The 19,514-nt window shown below is 59.0% G+C and carries 16 protein-coding genes, 8 tRNA genes and 1 pseudogene; all 25 read right to left on the reverse strand.

Annotated features, from left to right (window positions below; translation table 11 throughout):
• Positions 1 to 50: 50 nt before the first annotated feature.
• The 25 genes and pseudogenes from QWJ34_RS25365 to QWJ34_RS25485 all read right to left on the reverse strand — a co-directional run bounded on the left by QWJ34_RS25365 (position 51) and on the right by QWJ34_RS25485 (position 19,322).
• Positions 51 to 998: a ribose-phosphate diphosphokinase gene (locus QWJ34_RS25365; RefSeq protein WP_302731890.1), complete on the reverse strand. Its 948-nt coding sequence runs from the start codon at positions 996 to 998 to the stop codon at positions 51 to 53.
• Between the two features lie 981 nt (positions 999 to 1,979).
• Positions 1,980 to 2,804: a histidinol-phosphatase HisJ gene (gene hisJ, locus QWJ34_RS25370; protein ID WP_302731891.1), complete on the reverse strand. Its 825-nt coding sequence runs from the start codon at positions 2,802 to 2,804 to the stop codon at positions 1,980 to 1,982.
• 134 nt (positions 2,805 to 2,938) lie between these two features.
• Positions 2,939 to 3,715 carry a bifunctional phosphoribosyl-AMP cyclohydrolase/phosphoribosyl-ATP diphosphatase HisIE gene (gene hisIE / locus QWJ34_RS25375; protein ID WP_302731892.1) on the reverse strand — a complete coding sequence of 259 codons (777 nt, stop codon included), beginning with the start codon at positions 3,713 to 3,715 and terminating at the stop codon, positions 2,939 to 2,941.
• Complete coding sequence (gene hisF / locus QWJ34_RS25380; protein WP_302731893.1) at positions 3,712 to 4,470, reverse strand: imidazole glycerol phosphate synthase subunit HisF; 759 nt, start codon at positions 4,468 to 4,470, stop codon at positions 3,712 to 3,714. Before hisF ends, hisIE begins: the two co-directional genes overlap by 4 nt.
• A gap of 43 nt (positions 4,471 to 4,513) precedes the next feature.
• Entirely contained in the window at positions 4,514 to 5,248 is a 735-nt protein-coding gene (gene hisA, locus QWJ34_RS25385) for a 1-(5-phosphoribosyl)-5-[(5-phosphoribosylamino)methylideneamino]imidazole-4-carboxamide isomerase (protein WP_302731894.1), read from the reverse strand.
• A gap of 158 nt (positions 5,249 to 5,406) precedes the next feature.
• Positions 5,407 to 6,033 (reverse strand): imidazole glycerol phosphate synthase subunit HisH, encoded by a 627-nt coding sequence (gene hisH, locus QWJ34_RS25390; RefSeq protein ID WP_302731895.1) that lies wholly within the window; start codon positions 6,031 to 6,033, stop codon positions 5,407 to 5,409.
• 1 nt (position 6,034) lies between these two features.
• Positions 6,035 to 6,658: an imidazoleglycerol-phosphate dehydratase HisB gene (gene hisB, locus QWJ34_RS25395; RefSeq protein ID WP_302731896.1), complete on the reverse strand. Its 624-nt coding sequence runs from the start codon at positions 6,656 to 6,658 to the stop codon at positions 6,035 to 6,037.
• Between the two features lie 171 nt (positions 6,659 to 6,829).
• Positions 6,830 to 8,134: a histidinol dehydrogenase gene (hisD, locus tag QWJ34_RS25400; protein ID WP_302731897.1), complete on the reverse strand. Its 1,305-nt coding sequence runs from the start codon at positions 8,132 to 8,134 to the stop codon at positions 6,830 to 6,832.
• Between the two features lie 89 nt (positions 8,135 to 8,223).
• The gene (gene hisG / locus QWJ34_RS25405) at positions 8,224 to 8,862 is read right to left on the reverse strand and encodes an ATP phosphoribosyltransferase (protein WP_302731898.1); all 639 of its coding nucleotides are present in this window, start codon (positions 8,860 to 8,862) and stop codon (positions 8,224 to 8,226) included.
• 886 nt (positions 8,863 to 9,748) lie between these two features.
• Positions 9,749 to 10,858 (reverse strand): annotated as a pseudogene (locus tag QWJ34_RS25410) (ATP phosphoribosyltransferase regulatory subunit); the annotation flags it as partial.
• Positions 10,859 to 11,281: 423 nt separating this feature from the next.
• The gene (locus QWJ34_RS25415; RefSeq protein ID WP_302731899.1) at positions 11,282 to 12,490 is read right to left on the reverse strand and encodes an acyltransferase; all 1,209 of its coding nucleotides are present in this window, start codon (positions 12,488 to 12,490) and stop codon (positions 11,282 to 11,284) included.
• Positions 12,491 to 12,588: 98 nt separating this feature from the next.
• Complete coding sequence (locus QWJ34_RS25420) at positions 12,589 to 13,092, reverse strand: acyltransferase (RefSeq protein ID WP_302731900.1); 504 nt, start codon at positions 13,090 to 13,092, stop codon at positions 12,589 to 12,591.
• Complete coding sequence (gene ppaX / locus QWJ34_RS25425) at positions 13,089 to 13,742, reverse strand: pyrophosphatase PpaX (protein WP_302731901.1); 654 nt, start codon at positions 13,740 to 13,742, stop codon at positions 13,089 to 13,091. Before ppaX ends, QWJ34_RS25420 begins: the two co-directional genes overlap by 4 nt.
• Positions 13,743 to 13,749: 7 nt before the next feature.
• Entirely contained in the window at positions 13,750 to 14,886 is a 1,137-nt protein-coding gene (lgt, locus tag QWJ34_RS25430) for a prolipoprotein diacylglyceryl transferase (RefSeq protein WP_302731902.1), read from the reverse strand.
• A gap of 12 nt (positions 14,887 to 14,898) precedes the next feature.
• Positions 14,899 to 15,837: an HPr(Ser) kinase/phosphatase gene (hprK, locus tag QWJ34_RS25435; protein ID WP_302731903.1), complete on the reverse strand. Its 939-nt coding sequence runs from the start codon at positions 15,835 to 15,837 to the stop codon at positions 14,899 to 14,901.
• A gap of 188 nt (positions 15,838 to 16,025) precedes the next feature.
• On the reverse strand, positions 16,026 to 17,153 hold the full coding sequence (locus tag QWJ34_RS25440) for an ABC transporter ATP-binding protein (RefSeq protein ID WP_302731904.1): 1,128 nt from the start codon (positions 17,151 to 17,153) through the stop codon (positions 16,026 to 16,028).
• Between the two features lie 120 nt (positions 17,154 to 17,273).
• Complete coding sequence (locus QWJ34_RS25445) at positions 17,274 to 18,419, reverse strand: PucR family transcriptional regulator (RefSeq protein ID WP_302731905.1); 1,146 nt, start codon at positions 18,417 to 18,419, stop codon at positions 17,274 to 17,276.
• Between the two features lie 143 nt (positions 18,420 to 18,562).
• Positions 18,563 to 18,635: transfer RNA gene (locus tag QWJ34_RS25450), tRNA-Lys, on the reverse strand.
• A gap of 7 nt (positions 18,636 to 18,642) precedes the next feature.
• Positions 18,643 to 18,727: transfer RNA gene (locus QWJ34_RS25455), tRNA-Tyr, on the reverse strand.
• Between the two features lie 13 nt (positions 18,728 to 18,740).
• A tRNA-Phe gene (locus QWJ34_RS25460) sits at positions 18,741 to 18,813 on the reverse strand.
• 38 nt (positions 18,814 to 18,851) lie between these two features.
• Positions 18,852 to 18,927: transfer RNA gene (locus QWJ34_RS25465), tRNA-Asp, on the reverse strand.
• Between the two features lie 11 nt (positions 18,928 to 18,938).
• Positions 18,939 to 19,014, reverse strand: a tRNA-Thr gene (locus QWJ34_RS25470).
• A gap of 6 nt (positions 19,015 to 19,020) precedes the next feature.
• Positions 19,021 to 19,096, reverse strand: a tRNA-Val gene (locus QWJ34_RS25475).
• A gap of 18 nt (positions 19,097 to 19,114) precedes the next feature.
• A tRNA-Met gene (locus tag QWJ34_RS25480) sits at positions 19,115 to 19,188 on the reverse strand.
• A 42-nt stretch (positions 19,189 to 19,230) separates the two neighbouring features.
• Positions 19,231 to 19,322: transfer RNA gene (locus QWJ34_RS25485), tRNA-Ser, on the reverse strand.
• Positions 19,323 to 19,514: the final 192 nt, after the last annotated feature.

Below are 19,514 nucleotides of genomic sequence, written 5' to 3' on the forward strand. Positions count from 1 at the left end.
GGCAGCCCGCGCGCCGCGCGGCCAAACGCTTCTCGCGGCGCCGGCGGGCTTCAGATCCCCGAATCGCTGAACAGCGTCGCGAGCGATCCGCCTTCGAGAATAATGCGAATCGCCCTGGACAGCATCGGCGCGACCGGCAGTACCGTGAAGCGCTCCGAATGGTCTTCCGGCAGCGCGATCGAATCGGTAATGACCACTTCCTGGATGCTCGGATGGTCCAGACGCTGCAGCGCTCCGTCCGAGAAAACGCCGTGCGTCGCGCAGACGATCGGGTCTTTGGCGTTGCGCTCTTTCAATCCTTCGACAACCTTGAGGATGGTCGAACCCGTGTCGATCAAGTCTTCCATAATGATCGGGGTGCGCCCTTCCACTTCGCCGATCACGTGCGTAATCATCGCTTCGTTGTGCGAAGGCCGCTTCTTGAGCATGATCGCGACCGGCGAATCGAGCCGGTTCGCGAGCTTCTCCGCCAGCTTCGCCCGGCCCGCGTCCGGCGATACGACGACCGGATCGGTAATATTTTTGCTGCGCAGATATTCGGCGATCAGATCGAGCGTCGTCAGATGATCGACCGGGATATTGAAGAATCCCTGAATCGCGGCCGCGTGCAGCTCGATCGTCACGACCCGGGTCGCGCCCGCCGTCGTCAGCACGTCGGCGACCATCTTGGCCGAGATCGGCTCGCGAGGCGCCGCTTTGCGCTCCTGGCGCGCATAACCGTAATACGGGATCACCACATTCACCGTTCGCGCCGAGGCCCGCTTGGCCGCGTCGATCATGACGAGCAGTTCGACAAAATGCTCGTTGATCGGATGGGACAGCGATTGAACCAGAAACACATCCAGGTTGCGGATGCTTTCTTCATAATGGACATAACTCTCGCCGCTTTTGAATTTGGTCAGCTTGACCTTGCCGGGCGTAACGCCCAGATTGTCGCAAATCCGGTCCACCAGGCCCGGATTGGACGATCCCGAAAATATACGCATCCTGTGCTGCATGTCGCCCTCCCGAATCTTCTTGAATGATTTTCGCCGATACTTTGCGATCGTCTTGCCTTCTTATCTTCTCCGCCTCGCGGATTTCATGAACTTGCCTTGATTATACCCCAATCGGCGGAGCGGCAAAAGTAAGGTTGTTTTGAAAAATTGAGGGGGGACGAGTTAGCGAGAAAATCCTATCCGCAGAAGAAGCTCAAGGGCTGCGGGAGAAATTCGTTAGCCTATGCTTCCGCTGTGACGAGCACAAAGCGCAACGAGAAGAGAATGTTGCAGGAGCGCATCATTTTCGGCGGGAAAGAGGCTATATCCAAGATATTGCTGCTCACATACATCATTTTCAACGATTTTTCGCTCTATAGGTCAAACAAGGCCGAAAATGATGCACATCCGCAACATTGCTTATATTCGGAACGATCATCGAAAAAAATGATGCGCGTACGCAACATTTCATCTGAACAATGCGTTTCCCTCTGCTTTCACCTTGAATATAGATCCTCGAACTCGCGCTCCCGGTGAACGTCATTTTAGATACGGGAAAAAGCCGCCGGATCTTCCCGGCGGCCTGTGGCGTGTCTTCAAACCTCGAAGGAAGCAGATTCGGCTGAATTTTCGTTTGATGCAAGGAACTTTTCCGAAGGCATGCCGGGGCAAGTCAAGGGAACGTGACGCGGCGTTGAATGAAGCGTACACGCTTTAGGTACGGTTCATTAGCGGACAAAAAAGCAGCTAAAGATGCACTTCGGTAGGTTTGAAGACACGCCCTAAAAGCGAAACAAAGTCGGCGTGCTTATTTCTCTCCTTTTCAATCCTCTTTCACTGCTCTTCCTGCTGTCACTGCTCTTCCTGCTTCCCTGCTTCCCTGCTCGGCATATTCGCACCGCTCAGCCTGTTTAAACTGCTTATTCCCTTTGTTCCCCTTTTAACTTCATCCTGCCCCCTGCTGTGCTTCACTGCTCCTCGGCGCTTCCCCGCCGCTCCAACCTACTCCGTCAGCGCAATCATTGTCCGCTTCCGGCGGTCGAACGTCGCTACTTCATGCACGCCGAGGCCGAGCAGCTGCGCCCGCGCGACATCCAGGTTCTCCGACAGCTTGGCCGGATCGTGCGCGTCCGAGCCCAGCGTCAGCGGGATGCCGAGTTCGATCGCGCGGCGCAGCAGACGCTCCGACGGGAACATTTCCGCGCACGGCTTGGTCAATCCCGACGCGTTCAGCTCCATGACGATGCCGTTTCGGGCGATGCGATGCAGGGCTCGTTCTTCCAGCTCCGACCTCTGCTCGCCCTGCTCCGCCGGGGGCGCGAAACCGAAGCGCTTGATGACGTCGAAATGGCCGATGATATCGTAGAATCCCGTTTCCGCCGCGCGGCCGATCGCTTCGTAATACTCCGCATATACTTCCAGCGGATCGCGGCCTTCCCAGCCGGCGGTCTGGCGATAATCCGTCACGTCCCATTCGCCGAGAAAATGCACCGAGCCGATCACGTAATCCCAAGGATACGCGTGCACGATCCGCTCGATCTGCTCTTCCCAGCCCGAGATATAATCGCCTTCCAGGCCGAGCTTGAGCTCGATTTGGCCTTTATATTTCTCTTTGAGCGCCAGCACTTCCTCGACATATCTCGGCAGTTCGTCCATCGGCATCGCCATCTCCGGGTAATAATTCGCCGGATCGACGTGGATCAGCGGCATATGGTCCGACAGCCCGAGCTGCCCGAGGCCCAGTTCGATGCCGCGCCGCACGTACTGCTCCAGCTTGCCGACCGCGTGTCCGCAGCGCTCGTGATGGGTATGGTAATCGATCAACATGCGGGTACCCTCTCCTCTCGTCAAAAAAGCGGTCCAAGCTCTCCATGCGGCCGCTTCCTCAAAAAGCCGCCCGGAGCGCCTGCCCGCCTCTATTCCTTTTTCCCGTTCGTTCCCGCCCCCGCGGCGGCGAACCGTCAGTCGCGGCGGGGCCGCTCGTGCCGGCGCGCCAGTTCGTCCATAATCCGGTCCAGCGGCAGCTTGCGCTCTTCGAGCAGCACCAGCAGATGGTAGATCAGGTCGCTGACTTCGAGCTGCAGCTCGTCGTTGTCGCCGTTTTTGGCCGCGATAATCGACTCCGCCGTTTCTTCGCCGACTTTTTTCAGAATCTTGTCGATGCCTTTCTCGAACAGGTACGTCGTGTACGCGCCTTCCGGCCGCTCGATATACCGCTGCGCGATGATGCTTTCCAGCTCCGCCAGCACGTCGAAACGCCCGTTCGCTCCCGCGGCGCCTGCTCCGTCTGCCGCTCCGGCTCCGCCGCTTTCCGGCTCAAGCCCCGGCACGCGCTCGCTTTCCGCTTCGGCTGTACCGCCGCCCGCCGCTTCCGCGTTCTTTTCCAGCTCCGCGTTGTTGAAAAAGCAGCTCACCCGCCCCGTGTGGCAGGCCGGCCCGGCCGGCAGCACGCCGACCAGCAGCGCGTCCCCGTCGCAGTCGTAGCTGAGCGAGACAATCTTCTGCACATTGCCCGACGTCGCGCCTTTGTGCCAGAATTCCTGCCGCGAACGGCTCCAGAACCAGGTCTCGCCCGACTGTATCGAACGCTTGAGCGACTCCTCGTTCATATAAGCCAGCGTCAGCACTTCTTTGGTATTCGCGTCCTGCACGATCGCCGGGGCCAGCCCCTGCGCGTCCCATTTGACCTGCCCGGCAAACTGTTCCGCCGGCACCGTCACATCGCTTTCTCTCGTCATCTGATTTCGACTCCTTTTTGCTTCAATCGATTCTTTAGATCCGGAATCGCAATTTCTTTGTAGTGGAAGATCGTCGCCGCCAGTCCCGCGTCCGCCGTGCCTTCCGTAAACACGTCGTAGAAATGTTCCGGTTTGCCCGCGCCGCCCGAAGCGATCACCGGCACCGATACTTCGCGGCAGACGGCCCGGGTCAGGTCGAGATCGAAGCCGTCTTTGGTGCCGTCCGCGTCCATGCTGGTCAGCAGGATCTCGCCCGCTCCCAAACTTTCGGCGCGCCGCACCCACTCCAGCGCCCGGATGCCGGTCGATTTGCGTCCGCCGTGCGTGTACACTTCCCATTCTTCCCACTCGGGATTGTACTTGGCGTCCACCGCCAGCACAATACACTGCGAGCCGAACCGGCGCGCGCCCTCGGCGATCAGTTCGGGCCGCAGCACCGCCGCCGTGTTCACCGCCGTTTTGTCCGCGCCCGCTCTCAGAATGCGCTTCATATCGTCCACCTGCGAGATGCCGCCTCCGACCGTAAACGGAATCGTGATCTCGCCCGCCGTCTGGCGCACCACCTCGACCATCGTCGCCCGGCCTTCGACCGAAGCGGAGATATCGAGAAACACCAGCTCGTCGGCGCCTTCCCGATCGTAGACCGAGGCCAGCTCCACCGGATCGCCGGCATCGCGCAGATTGACGAAATTGACTCCTTTGACCACGCGTCCGTCTTTTACGTCCAGACACGGAATAATTCGTTTCGCGAGCATGCGGCTCCTCCTCCAGGATTCTTTTTTATCTAAAAAGGCTGCCTCAACGCCCGACTGCTTCCAGCGCCGCCGCCAGATCGATGCTGCCCGTGTAGAGCGCTTTGCCGACGATCGCTCCGCCGATCCCGTCGCCCGCGTGCGCGGCCAGCCGCTCCAGATCGCTCTGCACGCTGACGCCGCCCGACGCGATGACCGTTTTGCCGGACGCTTTGGCCAGACTGAGGATCGCTTCCACATTCGGCCCTTTCATCATGCCGTCGCGCGAAATATCGGTAAAAATAAACGTTTCCGCGCCTTTGTCCGCCAGCTCCTTCGCCAGATCTTCCGCTTTTACTTCGGACGTTTCCAGCCAGCCGCGCGTCGCCACGAAGCCGTTTCTCGCGTCGATCCCGATCGCCGCGCGGTCGCCGTACTGCGCCAGCACTTTTTCGGTAAACACTTTGTCTTCGATCGCCGCCGTGCCCAGGATCACCCGGCTCACGCCGAGCGACAGCAGCAGCTCCACGTCTTCGAACGTGCGCAGCCCGCCGCCGACCTGAACCGGAACGTTCAGCGCCGACGCGATGCTCCCGATCAGCTCGTGGTTGACCGGACGTCCCGCTTTCGCCCCGTCGAGATCGACCAGATGCACGTATTTGCCGCCGAGCGACTCCCACTGCTTCGCCGCGTCCAGCGGACTTTCGTTGAATACCGTTTCCTGATCGTAATCGCCCTGAAGCAGCCGTACGCACTTGCCGCCCCGGATATCGATCGCCGGATAGATCGTAAATGCCGCCATCTGTCCATTCTCCTTTTTCGGCGCGTTCGCGCTTTTAGTCATCGCCATTGTTCCCGACGCCACCGCTTATTTCTTGTTGACCTTCGCTCTGCCTGCCGACCCGGCGCCGACAATACAATCGGGCCGTTCGCGGCAGCCCCTCATTCGAACCGTTCCGGCTAAGCCTGCGCCCGTCCTTCGGACAGCTTGAGGAAATTGCGCAGCAGGCTCATGCCGAGCTCGCCGCTTTTCTCGGGGTGAAACTGCATGCCGTAGACGTTATCCCGCCCCACGATCGCGGTCACCGGCAGCCCGTAATCCGCCGAAGCGATCAGGTCGCCGGGTTCGCCCAGCTCAACATGGTAGGAGTGCACGAAGTAGACATGTCCTTCCTCCAGCCCGTCCAGCAGCGGCTCGCCGCCGCGCGCAAAGTCCAGCCGGTTCCAGCCCATATGCGGCACTTTGAGCTCCCCTGCTTCGAAGCGCACCGCACGGCCCGGCAGCAGTCCCAGTCCTTCGTGCTTCCCGTGCTCGTCGCTGCCGTCGAACAGCAGCTGCATGCCGAGGCAGATGCCGAGCAGCGGTTTGCCTTCGCCCGCCGCTTTGCGCACCGTCAGATCGAGCCCGGTATCTTGCAGATGGCTCATCGCGTCGCCGAAAGCGCCCACGCCGGGCAGCAGCACGCCGGACGACTCCAGAATCTCGCGTTCGTCGCCGGTAATCAGGTAATCGTAACCGAGCCGCTCCACCGCCTTGCTGACGCTGTGCAGATTGCCCATGCCGTAGTCGACGATGGCGATCGTCATGCTAGAGCACTCCTTTCGTGGACGGGATGCCGGTTACGCGCGGGTCGATCGACGTCGCTTCGTCGAGCGCGCGGCCGAGCGCTTTGAACACCGCTTCGATCATATGGTGCGTGTTGCGGCCGTAGTGCACGATGACGTGCAGCGTGATCCGCGACTCCAGCGCGAACTTCCACAGGAACTCGTGCACCATCTCCGTCGAAAAAGTGCCGACCTGCGCCGACGGATACTCCGCGCGGTACTCGAAATGCGGCCGCCCGCTCACGTCGATCACGACCTGCGCCAGCGCTTCGTCCATCGGGATAAACACGTTCGCATAGCGCTTGATGCCGCGTTTGTCGCCGAGCGATTCCAGCAGCGCCGCGCCCAGGCAGATGCCGATATCCTCGACCGTATGGTGATCGTCGATATCGATATCCCCGTCCGCGTCGACATTCAGGTCGAACTGCCCGTGCTTGGTGAACAGATCGAGCATATGGTTGAGAAAAGGCACCCCTGTCGAGATTTCCGACACGCCCGTGCCGTCGATGCCGTACGACAGCTTGATATCCGTCTCGTTCGTTTTGCGGGCGATGCTCGCGCTGCGCGCGCCTCCGCCCGCCCGGTTTCCCTGATTGGCTTCCGTCATGGATCATGTCCCCGCTTTCCGGTATTGGTTAATTGCCGCCGCTATGCTGATCGGCCGCTTTGTCGGCCGAATCAATCCGCTTCGTTGAATCGGTCGGCTTCGCCGCATCTGCTTGTCGGAGCGTCTTCTTGCGAAGCCCGATTGCAGGCGCCGATTTATCATTCATACGCTTTACTCGCTTCGAGGAGCCGATGCGCCTTCCTTGTTCACGCGCACTTCGATCGCCCGCGCATGGCCTTCCAGCCCTTCGCGCCGGGCCAGCTCGATAATGGTCGCGGCGTTCTTGAGCAGCGCCTGCTTGCTGTATTGGATCAGGCTCGATTTCTTGATAAAGTCGTCCACGTCGACCGGCGAAGCGAACCGCGCCGTGCCGTTCGTCGGAATGATATGGTTGGGACCGGCGAAGTAATCGCCGACCGGCTCGGAGCTGTACGGCCCGAGAAAGATCGCGCCCGCGTTCTCGATCAGGCCGAGGTAATCGATCGGGCTTTGCACCATGACTTCCAGGTGCTCCGGCGCCAGCCGGTTCACAACGTCGATGCCTTCCTCGACGCTGCCGGTCACGATGATCGCGCCGTAATTCTCGACCGAAGCCCGCGCGATCGCTTCGCGCGGCAGCCGCGCAAGCTGCCGTTCTACCTCGGCGGCGACGGATTCCGCCAGCCGCTCCGACGTCGCGACGAGGATCGCCGACGCCAGCTCGTCGTGCTCCGCCTGCGACAGCAGGTCGGCCGCCACGTATTCCGGGTCGGCCGTTTCGTCCGCCAGGACGACGATCTCGCTCGGTCCGGCCAGGCTGTCGATATCGACCAGCCCGTACACTTCGCGCTTCGCCAGCGCGACGTAGATATTGCCGGGACCGCAGATCTTGTCCACGCGATCGATGCTCGCGGTGCCGTACGCCAGCGCGGCGATCGCCTGCGCGCCGCCGACCCGGTAGATCTCGGTCACGCCGGCTTCGGCGGCGGCGACCAGAATATACGGGTCGATGCCTTCCCGGCCGCCCGTCGCCGGCGGGGTGACCATGACGATCTCCGGCACGCCCGCCACCTGGGCGGGAATCACGTTCATCAGCACCGAGGACGGGTAGGCGGCTTTGCCGCCCGGCACATACACGCCGACCCGTCGCAGCGGCCGGATAATCTGGCCCAGCAGGCTGCCGTCCGGCTGCAGTTCCATCCAGGAATTGCGCTTCTGCTTCTCGTGGAACGCGCGGATATTGGCCGCCGCGGCCGCGATCGCTTCGACAAAAGACGGCTCGACCCGTTCGTAAGCCGCTTTCAGTTCCCGGTCCGTCACCCGAAGCCGAGACGCTTCCAGCTTCGTACGGTCGAGGCTTTCCGTATAGCGCAGCAGCGCCGCGTCGCCTTCGGCCTTGATATCGCCGACGATCTTCTTGACCGCCTCGATCTGCTCTTCCGAACCGTATTCCACGTCCCGGCGCAGATCGAACTGCGCCGCCGGTACTATCTTCATGATCGTTCCTCCCGCTGTCCGTTTGCGGCGAAGCCGTTGTATCGTCCGCTCCGCCGTCTATCCTATCTATAAGCTGCCCGGTCCCGCCATCAAACCTTCGCCGTGCCCGGCATCACCGTTTCCAGCCGGTCGCACAATTCCTGGATCGCCGTATTCTTCATCCGGTAGCTGACCCGGTTGGCGATCAGGCGGCTGGTAATGCCGAAGATGCTTTCGCGTTCGACCAGCCCGTTTTCTTTGAGCGTCTGCCCCGTCTCGACCATATCGACGATCCGGTCGGCCAGCCCGATCAGCGGCGCCAGCTCGATCGAGCCGTTCAGCTTGATGACTTCCACCTGCTCGCCCTGCTCGCGGAAATACCGCGTCGCCACGTTCGGGTACTTGGTCGCCACGCGCAGATGGATGCCCGGCTGCCAGTCCGGCAGCGCGATCACCGACATGCGGCAGCGCGCGATGCCCAGGTCCAGCAGCTCGTACACGTCGCGGTTCTCTTCGAGCAGCACGTCTTTGCCGACGATGCCGATATCGGCCACCCCGTACTCGACGTAGGTCGGCACATCGACCGGCTTCGCCATAATAAACTCCATATTCGCTTCCGGAATCGGAATCACCAGCCGGCGCGAATCGTCCACATCGTCCGGAATGACGATACCCGCCTCGCGGAACAGCTGCGAAGCCTTTTTATAGATGCGCCCTTTCGGCATCGCGACTTTCAGCGCTTCCGTCATGGTTTTCTCCTCCTTTACGGTATATCTTCAAACGTTATATTTTCAAATCCAGTACCTTTAGCGTTGACAAGAGACCGGCGCCGGTCCAGCCCGGCCTGATTGCTACGTTGACAAAAAGTCAACGTACCGTACAAAAAACACATTTTATTATGGTTACGCTGCTTATTAAGCAATGTAGAAGTGCAAAACCGGCTGTTTGATCTCCCGAATCCGCTCCAGGTTGCTTTTTCGGCAATGCAGCTGCTTCTGATACCAAAATTCCGCCGCTACGTTGTCAAAAAAGCAACCTAGCAGCTTGTCTCGACAGATACAAGATTCGCCGACAGAGACTTCGTGCACGACCCATACCTAAAGTCTCGGCCCGCTTCGCCCTTCAAGCACGTACAAAGCATTCGGACGTAAACCTCGCGTTCGAGCAAAACAAGCCGTTGATTGCTATAAGTTAAGTTCGGCCCGCCGCGCTCACGGATGACTCGCCATGATCGCACGCTGTAAGAAGGCTTCATGGAATTCCGATTCTCACTATTTTGCTTGTTTGCCTCTTGGATGCCCGCACATGCTGACAGTACCTTATGACTCAGTCCTTGCCCGCCGGCTGATTCTCGCCGGTGAAGCGCAGCACGCGGCTGTACCGGCCGCTCGCTTCTCCGCTTGCCGGCTCGGCAGCCGAGCCGACAAGATCGGGAATGCCGATCACCCGAGGCTCGGCGTCCCGGGCCGCTGCGCCGCCGGGACCGCCGGCGAATCGCGCCGCCTGGCCTTCCGGCTCCGCGCCGCCTGCGGCGGCCCAAGCCTCCGCTTGGTCGTCCGGCCCGATTACCGGACGCGCCGCAGTTACGCGGCCTATCGCGCCGCCGTCATCGGCCGGCGCTCCCGCCGCTGCGCCAGGCTCCGCATTCAGCCGCGTCACCGCCGCCCGGCCTTCGCCGCGCAGCCGGCGCGCTTCGGCCAGCGCTTCCGCGCGGCGCGGCGCGTCGTACACGATCAGTACCGGCCGCTCTTCGTCGGCGTCCGAATATTCCACGCCGTCCAGGATCCGGCTGGTCTTGAGCGCGAAGCCCGTCGCCGGCACGTCCCGGCCGAACTGCCGCAGCAGATTGTCGTAGCGCCCGCCGCTGCATACCGGGAAGCCCAGTTCGGCGGCGTAGCCTTCGAACACCATGCCCGTATAATACGAGAAATCCCCGATCATCGTCAGATCGATCAGTACATGCTCGGACACGCCGTAGTCGTCCAGCGCTTCCCATACGCTGCACAGATGCCGCAGCGACTCCAGCGCGAGCGGGTGGCGGCTGAGCTTTGCCGCCTGCTCACATACCTCGCGGCCGCCGCGCAGCCGCAGGATGCCCTCCAGCTCGCTCTGCTGCTCGGGCCCAAGACCGAGCGCGCCGGCGGCTTCGCGGAAGCCGACGTAATCGCGGTGCAGCAGGCGCTCTTTCAGCGCCAGCTGGTCCTCCTCGCGGCCGGGCAGCGCCTCGTCGAACAGCCCGTTCAAGAACCCGACATGCCCGAGCGCGAATCGGAACGATTTCACGCCGGCGGCCCGGAGCGAAGCAATCGCCAGCGCCACCACCTCGGCGTCCGCCTCCGGCGTGCTGTCCCCGACCAGCTCGACGCCGGTCTGGAAGAACTCCGCTTCGCGTCCCGCTTCTTCTTCGATTGCGCGGAACACGTTCGCGTGGTACGAGAGCCGCAGCGGCAGCGGCTCCTCGCGCAGCAGCGAAGAGGCAACACGCGCAATCGGCGCGGTCATGTCCGAGCGCAGCACCAGCGTCTGCCCGCGGTTGTTGAGCAGCTTGTACAGCTTGCGGTCCGATGTGGAACTCGCGATGCCCACCGTATCGTAATATTCCATCGTCGGCGTCTTGATCGGATTGTAGCCCCAGTTCGCCATGCAGTCCAGCACGCTGCGTTCGATCCGGCGCAGCCGCTTCGCCGCGCGCGGCAGATAGTCGCGGACGCCCGCCGGTTTTTCAAAGCCTTTCGGTTTGGACACTTCGTTCACCCCTGTCGGTTACTTTCGGCAGGATCCGGATTCCGGTCCGGCCCCAGCCTCTCTCTTCATCTATACCCACCATATCGAAAAGCCCTCTCCGGGGCAACTTCGGAATTCGCTTCGTCCGGTCTTTTCCAACCGGAATCAAGTATTCTCAACTTCAACCGCTTTAATATGGTACAGTGATAACATGGTAACAAAATAAAGCGTACGCCTATATTAGCATTTCCCGGCGGGCGGAGTCAATCGGGCTCTGCTTTGTACGTAAAACAAGAAAGCCCTTATCCGCGGCAGGCGGAAAAGGGCTTTGGAATATTCAGACTTTGCGCGCGGCCGGCGGAGTCTCCAAGCTTTCCCCCGCTCCCTGCGCGGCGCGTGCCGCGGGCGTAGGTCCCCGCAAGCCGCGCCGCGCGGCCTCCATGCTCAGACGTTCCGTTCGGTCGCCGTCGCCGGCGCCGCGGGACCCGTCTTCTTTTTACGCAGAGAAGCCGGGACGTTGCCCAGCAGCACCCACGCCCCCGGGATCCAGCGCAGAATGGACTGCGTGACGATCCAGGACACGATCAGCGCGCTGAGCAGGCCGCCGTAGACCCACAGGAAATACGATACCGAACCCAGATGCACATGGCTGAAGAACCAGTCTTTCGTATCGCGGTAATAGCCCAGCACGAGCGGGTGGACCAGATACACGGCAAACGACAGCTCCCCGAGCCGCGTCAATCCTTTGACGATCCACTTCGGCGCTCTGCGGTACAGCAGGAACGAGACTCGCATCAGCACCAGCGCCGTGAGCAGCGTATGCACATTCCAGATCAGCTCGTAGTAGAGCGAATTGGCGACCAGGCCGTGCAGCCGCACTTCCTGATAGAACCAGACGTCCACGACCACGACCGCAAACCACGAGATCCACAGGACCGTATTCCAGAACTTCGCTTTGGCGGACAGGTCTTTGAAATCGTTCATCATCCAGCTGCGCACCTTGTCGAAATGGATCGCGAGGAACGCGCCCATCATATAGTAAGACAAGTAGGTGATCGCAAGGCTGCCTTTGGTCGCGTACTGCAAATCGTATTTGTTCCAGAACACGAAGCCCCACTGGAGCAGCAGGCCGATCGGAATCGCCCAGCGCGCAATCCATTTGGAGGACTTGAACAGGATCAGCATCAGCGGGAACAGGATATAGAACTGCACACTGATGTACACGAAATACAGATGCGTATACGCCGTGCCTTCACGCAGGTTTTTCCAGTAGCGCGGCAGCATTTCGGAGAACTCCTGCGTCCCGAGCGTACCCGCCACATGCATCTTGTAAATAAAATACACGGCGGAGATCAGCACGTACGGCAGCAGGATGTACAGCATCCGCTTTTTGTAGAACCCTCCGACCAGCTTGCCGTTTACCGGACGACTGAAGTAATTGTAGAACAACACGAAACTGCTCAGCATGATAAACGAAGGCGTACCATATCTGAAAAACGCGTTAAGAAAATTGATCAGATAAAAAGCTTTCAAATTCACCGATTCCACAGTGGCAAAGGACGTCGAGTGCACATGAAGAACACCCAGAATAGCCAGTGCGCGGAAAGTATCGAGCTGCGGCAGCCTTTCTTTCTTGATTGAAACCGAACTCACCTTTACTGCTCCCTTCTTCTGCTTGTTGCTTCCTTCGCAATTATAAACCGAAGAAGGCAGTCGGTGTGCCGTTTTCCGGTTTTTTCAGAAAATATTAATTAATTCGGCTGCTCCGGCGTCTTGCGCTCCAGCACCCGCAGCGGATTGCCGCCGACGAACGTCCCCGCGTCCACGTCCCGGTGCACGACCGATCCGGCCGCGACCACCGCGCCGTCCCCGATCGTGACGCCGGGCAGAATCGTCGAGTTGGCCCCGATCATCACCTCGTCCCCGATCACGACCTCGCCGAGCCGGTATTCGCGGATCAGGTACTCGTGCGCCAGGATGGTCGTATTGTAGCCGATCACCGTATTGCGTCCGATCGTAATCTTTTCCGGAAAAAACACATCGACCATGACCATAAGCCCGAAAGCCGTATCCCGGCCCACTTTCATGTGGAGGATACGGCGGTAGATCCAATTTTTCAGTTCCAGGATCGGGCAGTAGCGAGCAAGCTGGATAAACACGAAGTTTTTGACACCTTTCCACGGGCTGACCGTCTTGTAAATCTGGCGCAGCGCGTTCGGGCCTTCGTCGACGAAACGGCGTTCCGTTCTTCTCATGACTGCACCCGCTCCGTTCCGGTCAGCGCATACAGGTCCCGCATATCGCGCAGCATATAATCCGGATTGTAGCCGGACAGCGTCTGCTCGCCTTTGAGCGACCAGGCGACGGCGGCGGCGCGCACGCCGGCATTCTGCGCCGACTTGATATCCGCCGGACTGTCGCCGACCATCAGCGCCGTTTCCTTGCTCGCGCCGAGCTGCTCCAGCGCTTTGAGCACCGGTTCGGCGTGCGGCTTGGGATGCGTCACGTCGGTGACGGTGACGACCGCGTCCATGTAGCGGTACAGATCGAACATCTCCAGCACCTTCATGCTGGTGGGCCGGATCTTGGTGGTCACCACGCCGAGACGGATACCGGCCGCGTGCAGGTTTTGCACGACTTCCTGCACATGCGGAAACGGTTTGACCATCGCGTCGTGATGCGCCAGATTGTAAGTCCGGTACGCTTTCTCCAATTCGGCGACATCCTGAAGACCGGAGAACACGCGCAGCTGGTTCTGAAGCGTTGTGCCCATATGCGGAATAATCGTTTCCCGCGTCAGCGGAATATCGCTCATCGTATGCATAAACGAATCGATAATAAGCTGGTTGGTATCGATAATCGTGCCGTCCAGATCGAACAGGACCGTTTTTATTGTGCCGCTCATGCTGTATTCACTCCTTGCGTCGATCTTGTTCGGACCGGACGGACGGCGATTCTTTATCGCTTCCGTATACCCGGGTTTCCGTAGACTCGTCCGAAACCGGCTTTGTATCGGCGCCGGACGCTCCGCGCAGCGTGTCGATCCGCCGCGTATCGGCAAGATCGGCGTCGGACGCTTCCGAAGTTTCCACGCGATGGCGGTCGTCGACGGCCGGCAGCGCGGTTTCCGCTTTGGAAGAGACAATCGGATCGGAATAGCGGATGTTGGCCTGCCCGTTCTTGCGGCGCACGATAATCAGCGCAATCGCGACGACGAAGAATACGATCGCCAGCAGCTGCGAGATGCGGACGTTGCCGTAAGCCGGATCGAGATAACCCTCCTGAAAACCGAACCAGGTCATCGGCGTCCACAGCGTATGGATAAACGAAGCCAGCCAGTCCGGTCCCTGGAACGCCAGGCTGTCGGTGCGCAGCGCTTCGATAAAGAAGCGGCCGATTGCGTACCAGATAAAGTAGCCGATAAAGATTTCGCCCGCGCGCACGAATTTGCGGCGGCGGATAATAAAGATCAGGATAATCCCGAGCAGGTTCCAACACGATTCGTACAGGAATGTCGGATGATGATAAACGCCCTGGATATTCATCTGGTTGACGATGAAGTCCGGCAGATGCAGCGAGTTCCGCAGAAAGCCTTCGGTCGTCTCGCCGCCGTACGCTTCCTGATTGACGAAGTTGCCCCAGCGGCCGATCAGCTGGCCGGCCAACAGGCCCGGCGCGCAGAGGTCGGCGATTCGCCAGAAGCTGTAACCTTTGATCCGCGTATAGATAATCGCGCACAGTACTGCGCCGATCAGCGCGCCGTAGATCGCGATTCCGCCTTCCCAGATCGCGAAGACTTTAAGCGGATTGTCCTTGTACTGGTCCCACTGGAACGCGACGTAGTAGATCCGCGCGCAGATGACCGCGGACGGCACGCCGAACAGCAGAATGTCCATAAACAGCTCCGGCGGAAGACCGAAGCGCTTGCCCTCCTGCATGGCAATCAGCATGCCGACCACGGCGCCGAGTCCCAGAATCAGTCCGTACCAGTGTACGGCCAGCGGGCCGATATTGAAGGCGATCGGATTGATCGCCAGAAGTGCCCCCATGCTTCTTCCCCCTTAGTCCAGATCGTCCATATCGTCGGCGATCGTCGCCGTCAATTTGTGCGTAAACTGCTGCGCCGCATTGAAGCCCATCCGTTTCAACCGGAAGTTCATCGCCGCCACTTCGATAATCACCGCCAGGTTTCGGCCCGGACGGACCGGCACGGTCACGAGCGGCACATCCGTATCGATGATGCGCGTCGTTTCTTCGTCGAGTCCCAGACGGTCGTACTGCTTGTCCGGCTGCCAGTTCTCCAGGCGAACGACCAGCGTGATCCGCTTATGGTTGCGGATTGCGCCCGCTCCGAACAGCGTCATCACATTGATGATGCCGACCCCGCGGATTTCGAGCAGGTGGCGGATCAGCTCCGGCGCCGTGCCGTCGAGCTGGTTATCCGCGCTCTGGCGGATTTCCACGGCATCGTCGGCGATCAGCCGGTGGCCTCGCTTGACCAATTCCAGCGCCGTTTCGCTCTTGCCGATGCCGCTGCTGCCGGTAATAATGATACCGACCCCGTATACGTCGACCAGCACGCCGTGGATCGTCGTCGTCGGAGCCAGCTTGCGCTCCAGGAAATCGGTTACGCGGCTGGACAGACTGGTCGTCGACATGCCGCTGCGCAGCACGGGAATATCGCGTTCCGCTCCAAGCTGAATCAGTTCTTCCGGCACGTCAAAAGACCGGGTGACGATAATGCACGGCGTCTCCTCGTTACAGAGCCGGCTCATCCGGTCCAGTTTGTCTTCTTTCGACAGCATATGATAAAAAGTCAGCTCGGTCTTGCCCAGCAGTTGAATGCGCTCCGGCGAATGATACTCGAAGTATCCGGCCATTTCGAGCCCCGGCCGATTCAAATCGTCGACGGCGATCGGACGGCGCAGCCCCTTCTCGCCCGATACGACCTCGAACTGAAATTGCTGAACCAGCTCGGACACCTTTACCTTTTTAGCCATTCCGTATTCTTCCCTTCTCCTGTCTCATGGTCGTTCTGTATTCCGGTATGGAAACGTACAGCTTTTACCCCTATCTCATTCATCGTAAAGGAAATACGGGTTGAAAGCAATGCCAGGTCGCCATACCGGCGGAAACAAAAAGCCGCCCCGAAGGGCGGCCCGATGTTCAAGTCGAGACAGCGTCGAAATTATTGTACGTCGTAGAAGACGTTAACTTCGGACTCTCTGTCGAAGACGTGTACTTTGTTCATGTCGATTGCAAGTCTGATCTGCGATCCTTCGCGCACGCTCGAACGTCCGTCTACACGTGCGATCGTCGTGTCGCCGCCAAGGCCGCTCAGGTAAAGCAGCATTTCGTGGCCGAGGTTCTCGGTAACTTCGACATTGGCCGCGAAGATCGTGTTCGGCGAAGCTTCCAGGAATACCGGCTCTTCGTGAATATCTTCCGGACGCAGACCCAGGATAACGTCTTTGCCTACCAGGCCTTTATCGCGCAGAACCTGCGCTTTGCCGCGAGGCACTTCAACGTCGAGGCCTTGAGCCTGGAAGTGCAGCGCTCCGCCTTGATCGGCCAGTTTGCCGTTGATGAAGTTCATTGTCGGGGAACCGATAAAGCCGGCAACGAAGATATTCGTCGGGTTGTTGTACAGTTCTTCCGGCGGAGCCGCCTGTTGAATGATGCCGTCTTTCATAACGACGATCCGATCGCCCATGGTCATGGCTTCGATCTGGTCGTGCGTTACGTAGATACAGGTGGTTTCGAGTCTCTTAACCAGCTTGGTGATTTCCGCGCGCATCTGACCGCGCAGCTTCGCATCCAGGTTGGAGAGAGGTTCGTCCATCAGGAAGACCTGCGGATCGCGGACGATTGCGCGGCCCAGAGCTACCCGTTGACGTTGACCGCCGGAGAGAGCTTTCGGTTTGCGTTCAAGCAGGTGCTCGATATCGAGAATTCTCGCCGCTTCGCGCACGCGTTTCTCGATTTCGTCTTTTTTGACTTTACGCAGTTTCAGACCGAAGGCCATGTTCGAGTATACGTCCATGTGCGGATACAGGGCGTAAGACTGGAATACCATCGCGATATCGCGGTCTTTCGGAGCCACGTCGTTGACCACGCGGTCGCCGATATACAGTTTGCCTTCGGAGATTTCTTCCAGACCCGCGATCATGCGCAGAGTCGTCGATTTCCCGCAGCCGGAAGGACCGACCAGCACGAGGAATTCTTTGTCTTTAATATCGAGATTAACGTCGATTACCGTTGCTTTGTCGGAACCTGCGTATTTCTTGTAGATATGTTCTAAGCGTACACCAGCCATTGATTGTTGCCTCCCTGTATTTAAGGATATGTGTATGGAGCTGAGTTGCTTTATTCGACCTGCTACCATATTACCCTGAATACGCTTTCCTGGCTATCCGCAAACTGCACAAAAATCCGCTCAGTCTTTTGTCACTTTATCCAATAGCAAAGCCAGCTTCATCAAAACGGCGTCTCCGAAGTTACGAACGTCGAGCCCCGTCTCGTGTTTGACCTTGTCCAGCCGGTAGATCAGCGTGTTGCGGTGGATGTACAGCCGCTTGGCCGTTTCGCTTACATTGCAGTTCATTTGAAAAAAAGTTTCCAGCGTCGTCAGCAGCTCCGAATCGGACAGTACGTCTTCCCGCCCCAGTACATTCTCCATAAAAGACAGCCGCTGATCGATCGGGATACTGTTGACCAGTCGCTCCAAACCCAGATCCCAGGGCAGATGCACGTTTCGCGTGACATGAAACGTCCTGCCGAGAAACACGCTTTCGCGCAGGATCCGCAGAGCCGCCACAAGGCCGTGGGCCGGCTGAAGCGGCTCGGCGACGGACAGATTGAAAATGCCCGTCCATTCGCTCGCAATCAATTCATATAGACCTAACCCGAACGCCTGCAGCAGCTCCCGGTCGGACTCCTCGTCCTCGCCGCGCTCTTCCGATACTTCGAGCACCTCCAGCCGATCGACCAGCAGCAGCCATTCGCGTCCGTGCAGCGGCACGACGATAACATCGCGCTCCAGAAAAGTCGTCAGCAGCTGATGAAGCTCTTCATAGCCGCCGAGCGAGTTCTGCGCGCCTTCACAGATCAGCAGAAACGGGATCATTTCCGTAAAAAGACGGCTTTTGAGCAGCAGCCGGTCCGGCAGTTCGTCGACCGACGTTTCCTGCTCCAACTGCTCGGTCAGCCAGCGTCCAAGCTGCTGGACCTCCGTTTCTTCATTCGCCGCGCTATCGGTTCCGCCGCTCAATGCAGCCTCCACCAGCAGCCCGATCAGCCGGCGCTGTGCAGGATCGATTCCCTCGTCTTCGATCCGGAAGAAAACGGCTTCTTTTTGCGCCGCGCCGCCGAAGATGCCGCCAAACAGCGTCGCGCCGCCGATAACCGCGCCTGTATGCAAAGCCGCGGCCTCCGTCTGCTCGAGAGTGCGTTCATCCGCGCCGGGTTCCTGGTGCGCTTCGGACAGAAGCGCTTCTCTCCATTCTTCGCTCGTCAGCCGGATCAATTCCACCGGCTTTTCAACGATCGTTTCCAGTTTCCTTCGGATCTCCTGCACATTCATAGCCGGCTCCTCCACTATCCGTTTTCTTTATATTTTATCATAAGCCGGGTTAAAGCTTAATCGGCACCTCGGAACAGCCTGTCGAAGCATATAATAACAACACAAAAAACCGTGCTTCGCCGAAACGAAACACGGTTTTGAGATGAGCCATGAAGGACTCGAACCTTCGACACCCTGATTAAAAGTCAGGTGCTCTACCAACTGAGCTAATGGCTCTTAAAACTGGTGGAGGCTGATGGATTCGAACCACCGAACTCGGAGAGAACAGATTTACAGTCTGCTGCGTTTGGCCACTTCGCTAAGCCTCCACAATACAAAAGATGGCTCGGGACGGAATCGAACCGCCGACACGAGGATTTTCAGTCCTCTGCTCTACCGACTGAGCTACCGAGCCATACAATGTAACGATAAAACGTATGAAATTGAATTAAATGGCGGAACCGACGGGATTTGAACCCGCGATCTCCTGCGTGACAGGCAGGCATGTTAACCCCTACACCACGGTTCCAGGCCAATTAATGGTGCCGGCGAGAGGACTTGAACCCCCAACCTACTGATTACAAGTCAGTTGCTCTACCAATTGAGCTACACCGGCATAATATGGTGGAGGCTGAGGGGTTCGAACCCCCGACCCTCTGCTTGTAAGGCAGATGCTCTCCCAGCTGAGCTAAGCCTCCATGGGAATAAAGATAAAATAGCGGCGGAGGGGATCGAACCCCCGACCTCACGGGTATGAACCGTACGCTCTAGCCAGCTGAGCTACACCGCCATATTACAGATGCCACATTCTCTCCTATATAATAGAAGGAAATGGCGGAGAGAGAGGGATTCGAACCCTCGCACCGCTAACGCAGTCTAACCCCTTAGCAGAGGGTCCCCTTATAGCCACTTGGGTATCTCTCCAAAACAGTTCTTGCGCAGCAAACGCGAGTGTTTGCCACTACTCTTTCATCACTCAAGGTTTGCACCTTGAAAACCGGATCCGAAACGATTTCTTCGCGTCATCGAAGTGACTTTTCTGTTGAAAAGTCGGGAGGATAAGCCCTCGACCGATTAGTACTGGTCAGCTCCACGCATTGCTGCGCGTCCACCTCC

Origin of the sequence: Saccharibacillus sp. CPCC 101409 (assembly GCF_030518235.1) — a bacterium.
Classification (GTDB): Bacteria; Bacillota; Bacilli; order Paenibacillales; family Paenibacillaceae; genus Saccharibacillus.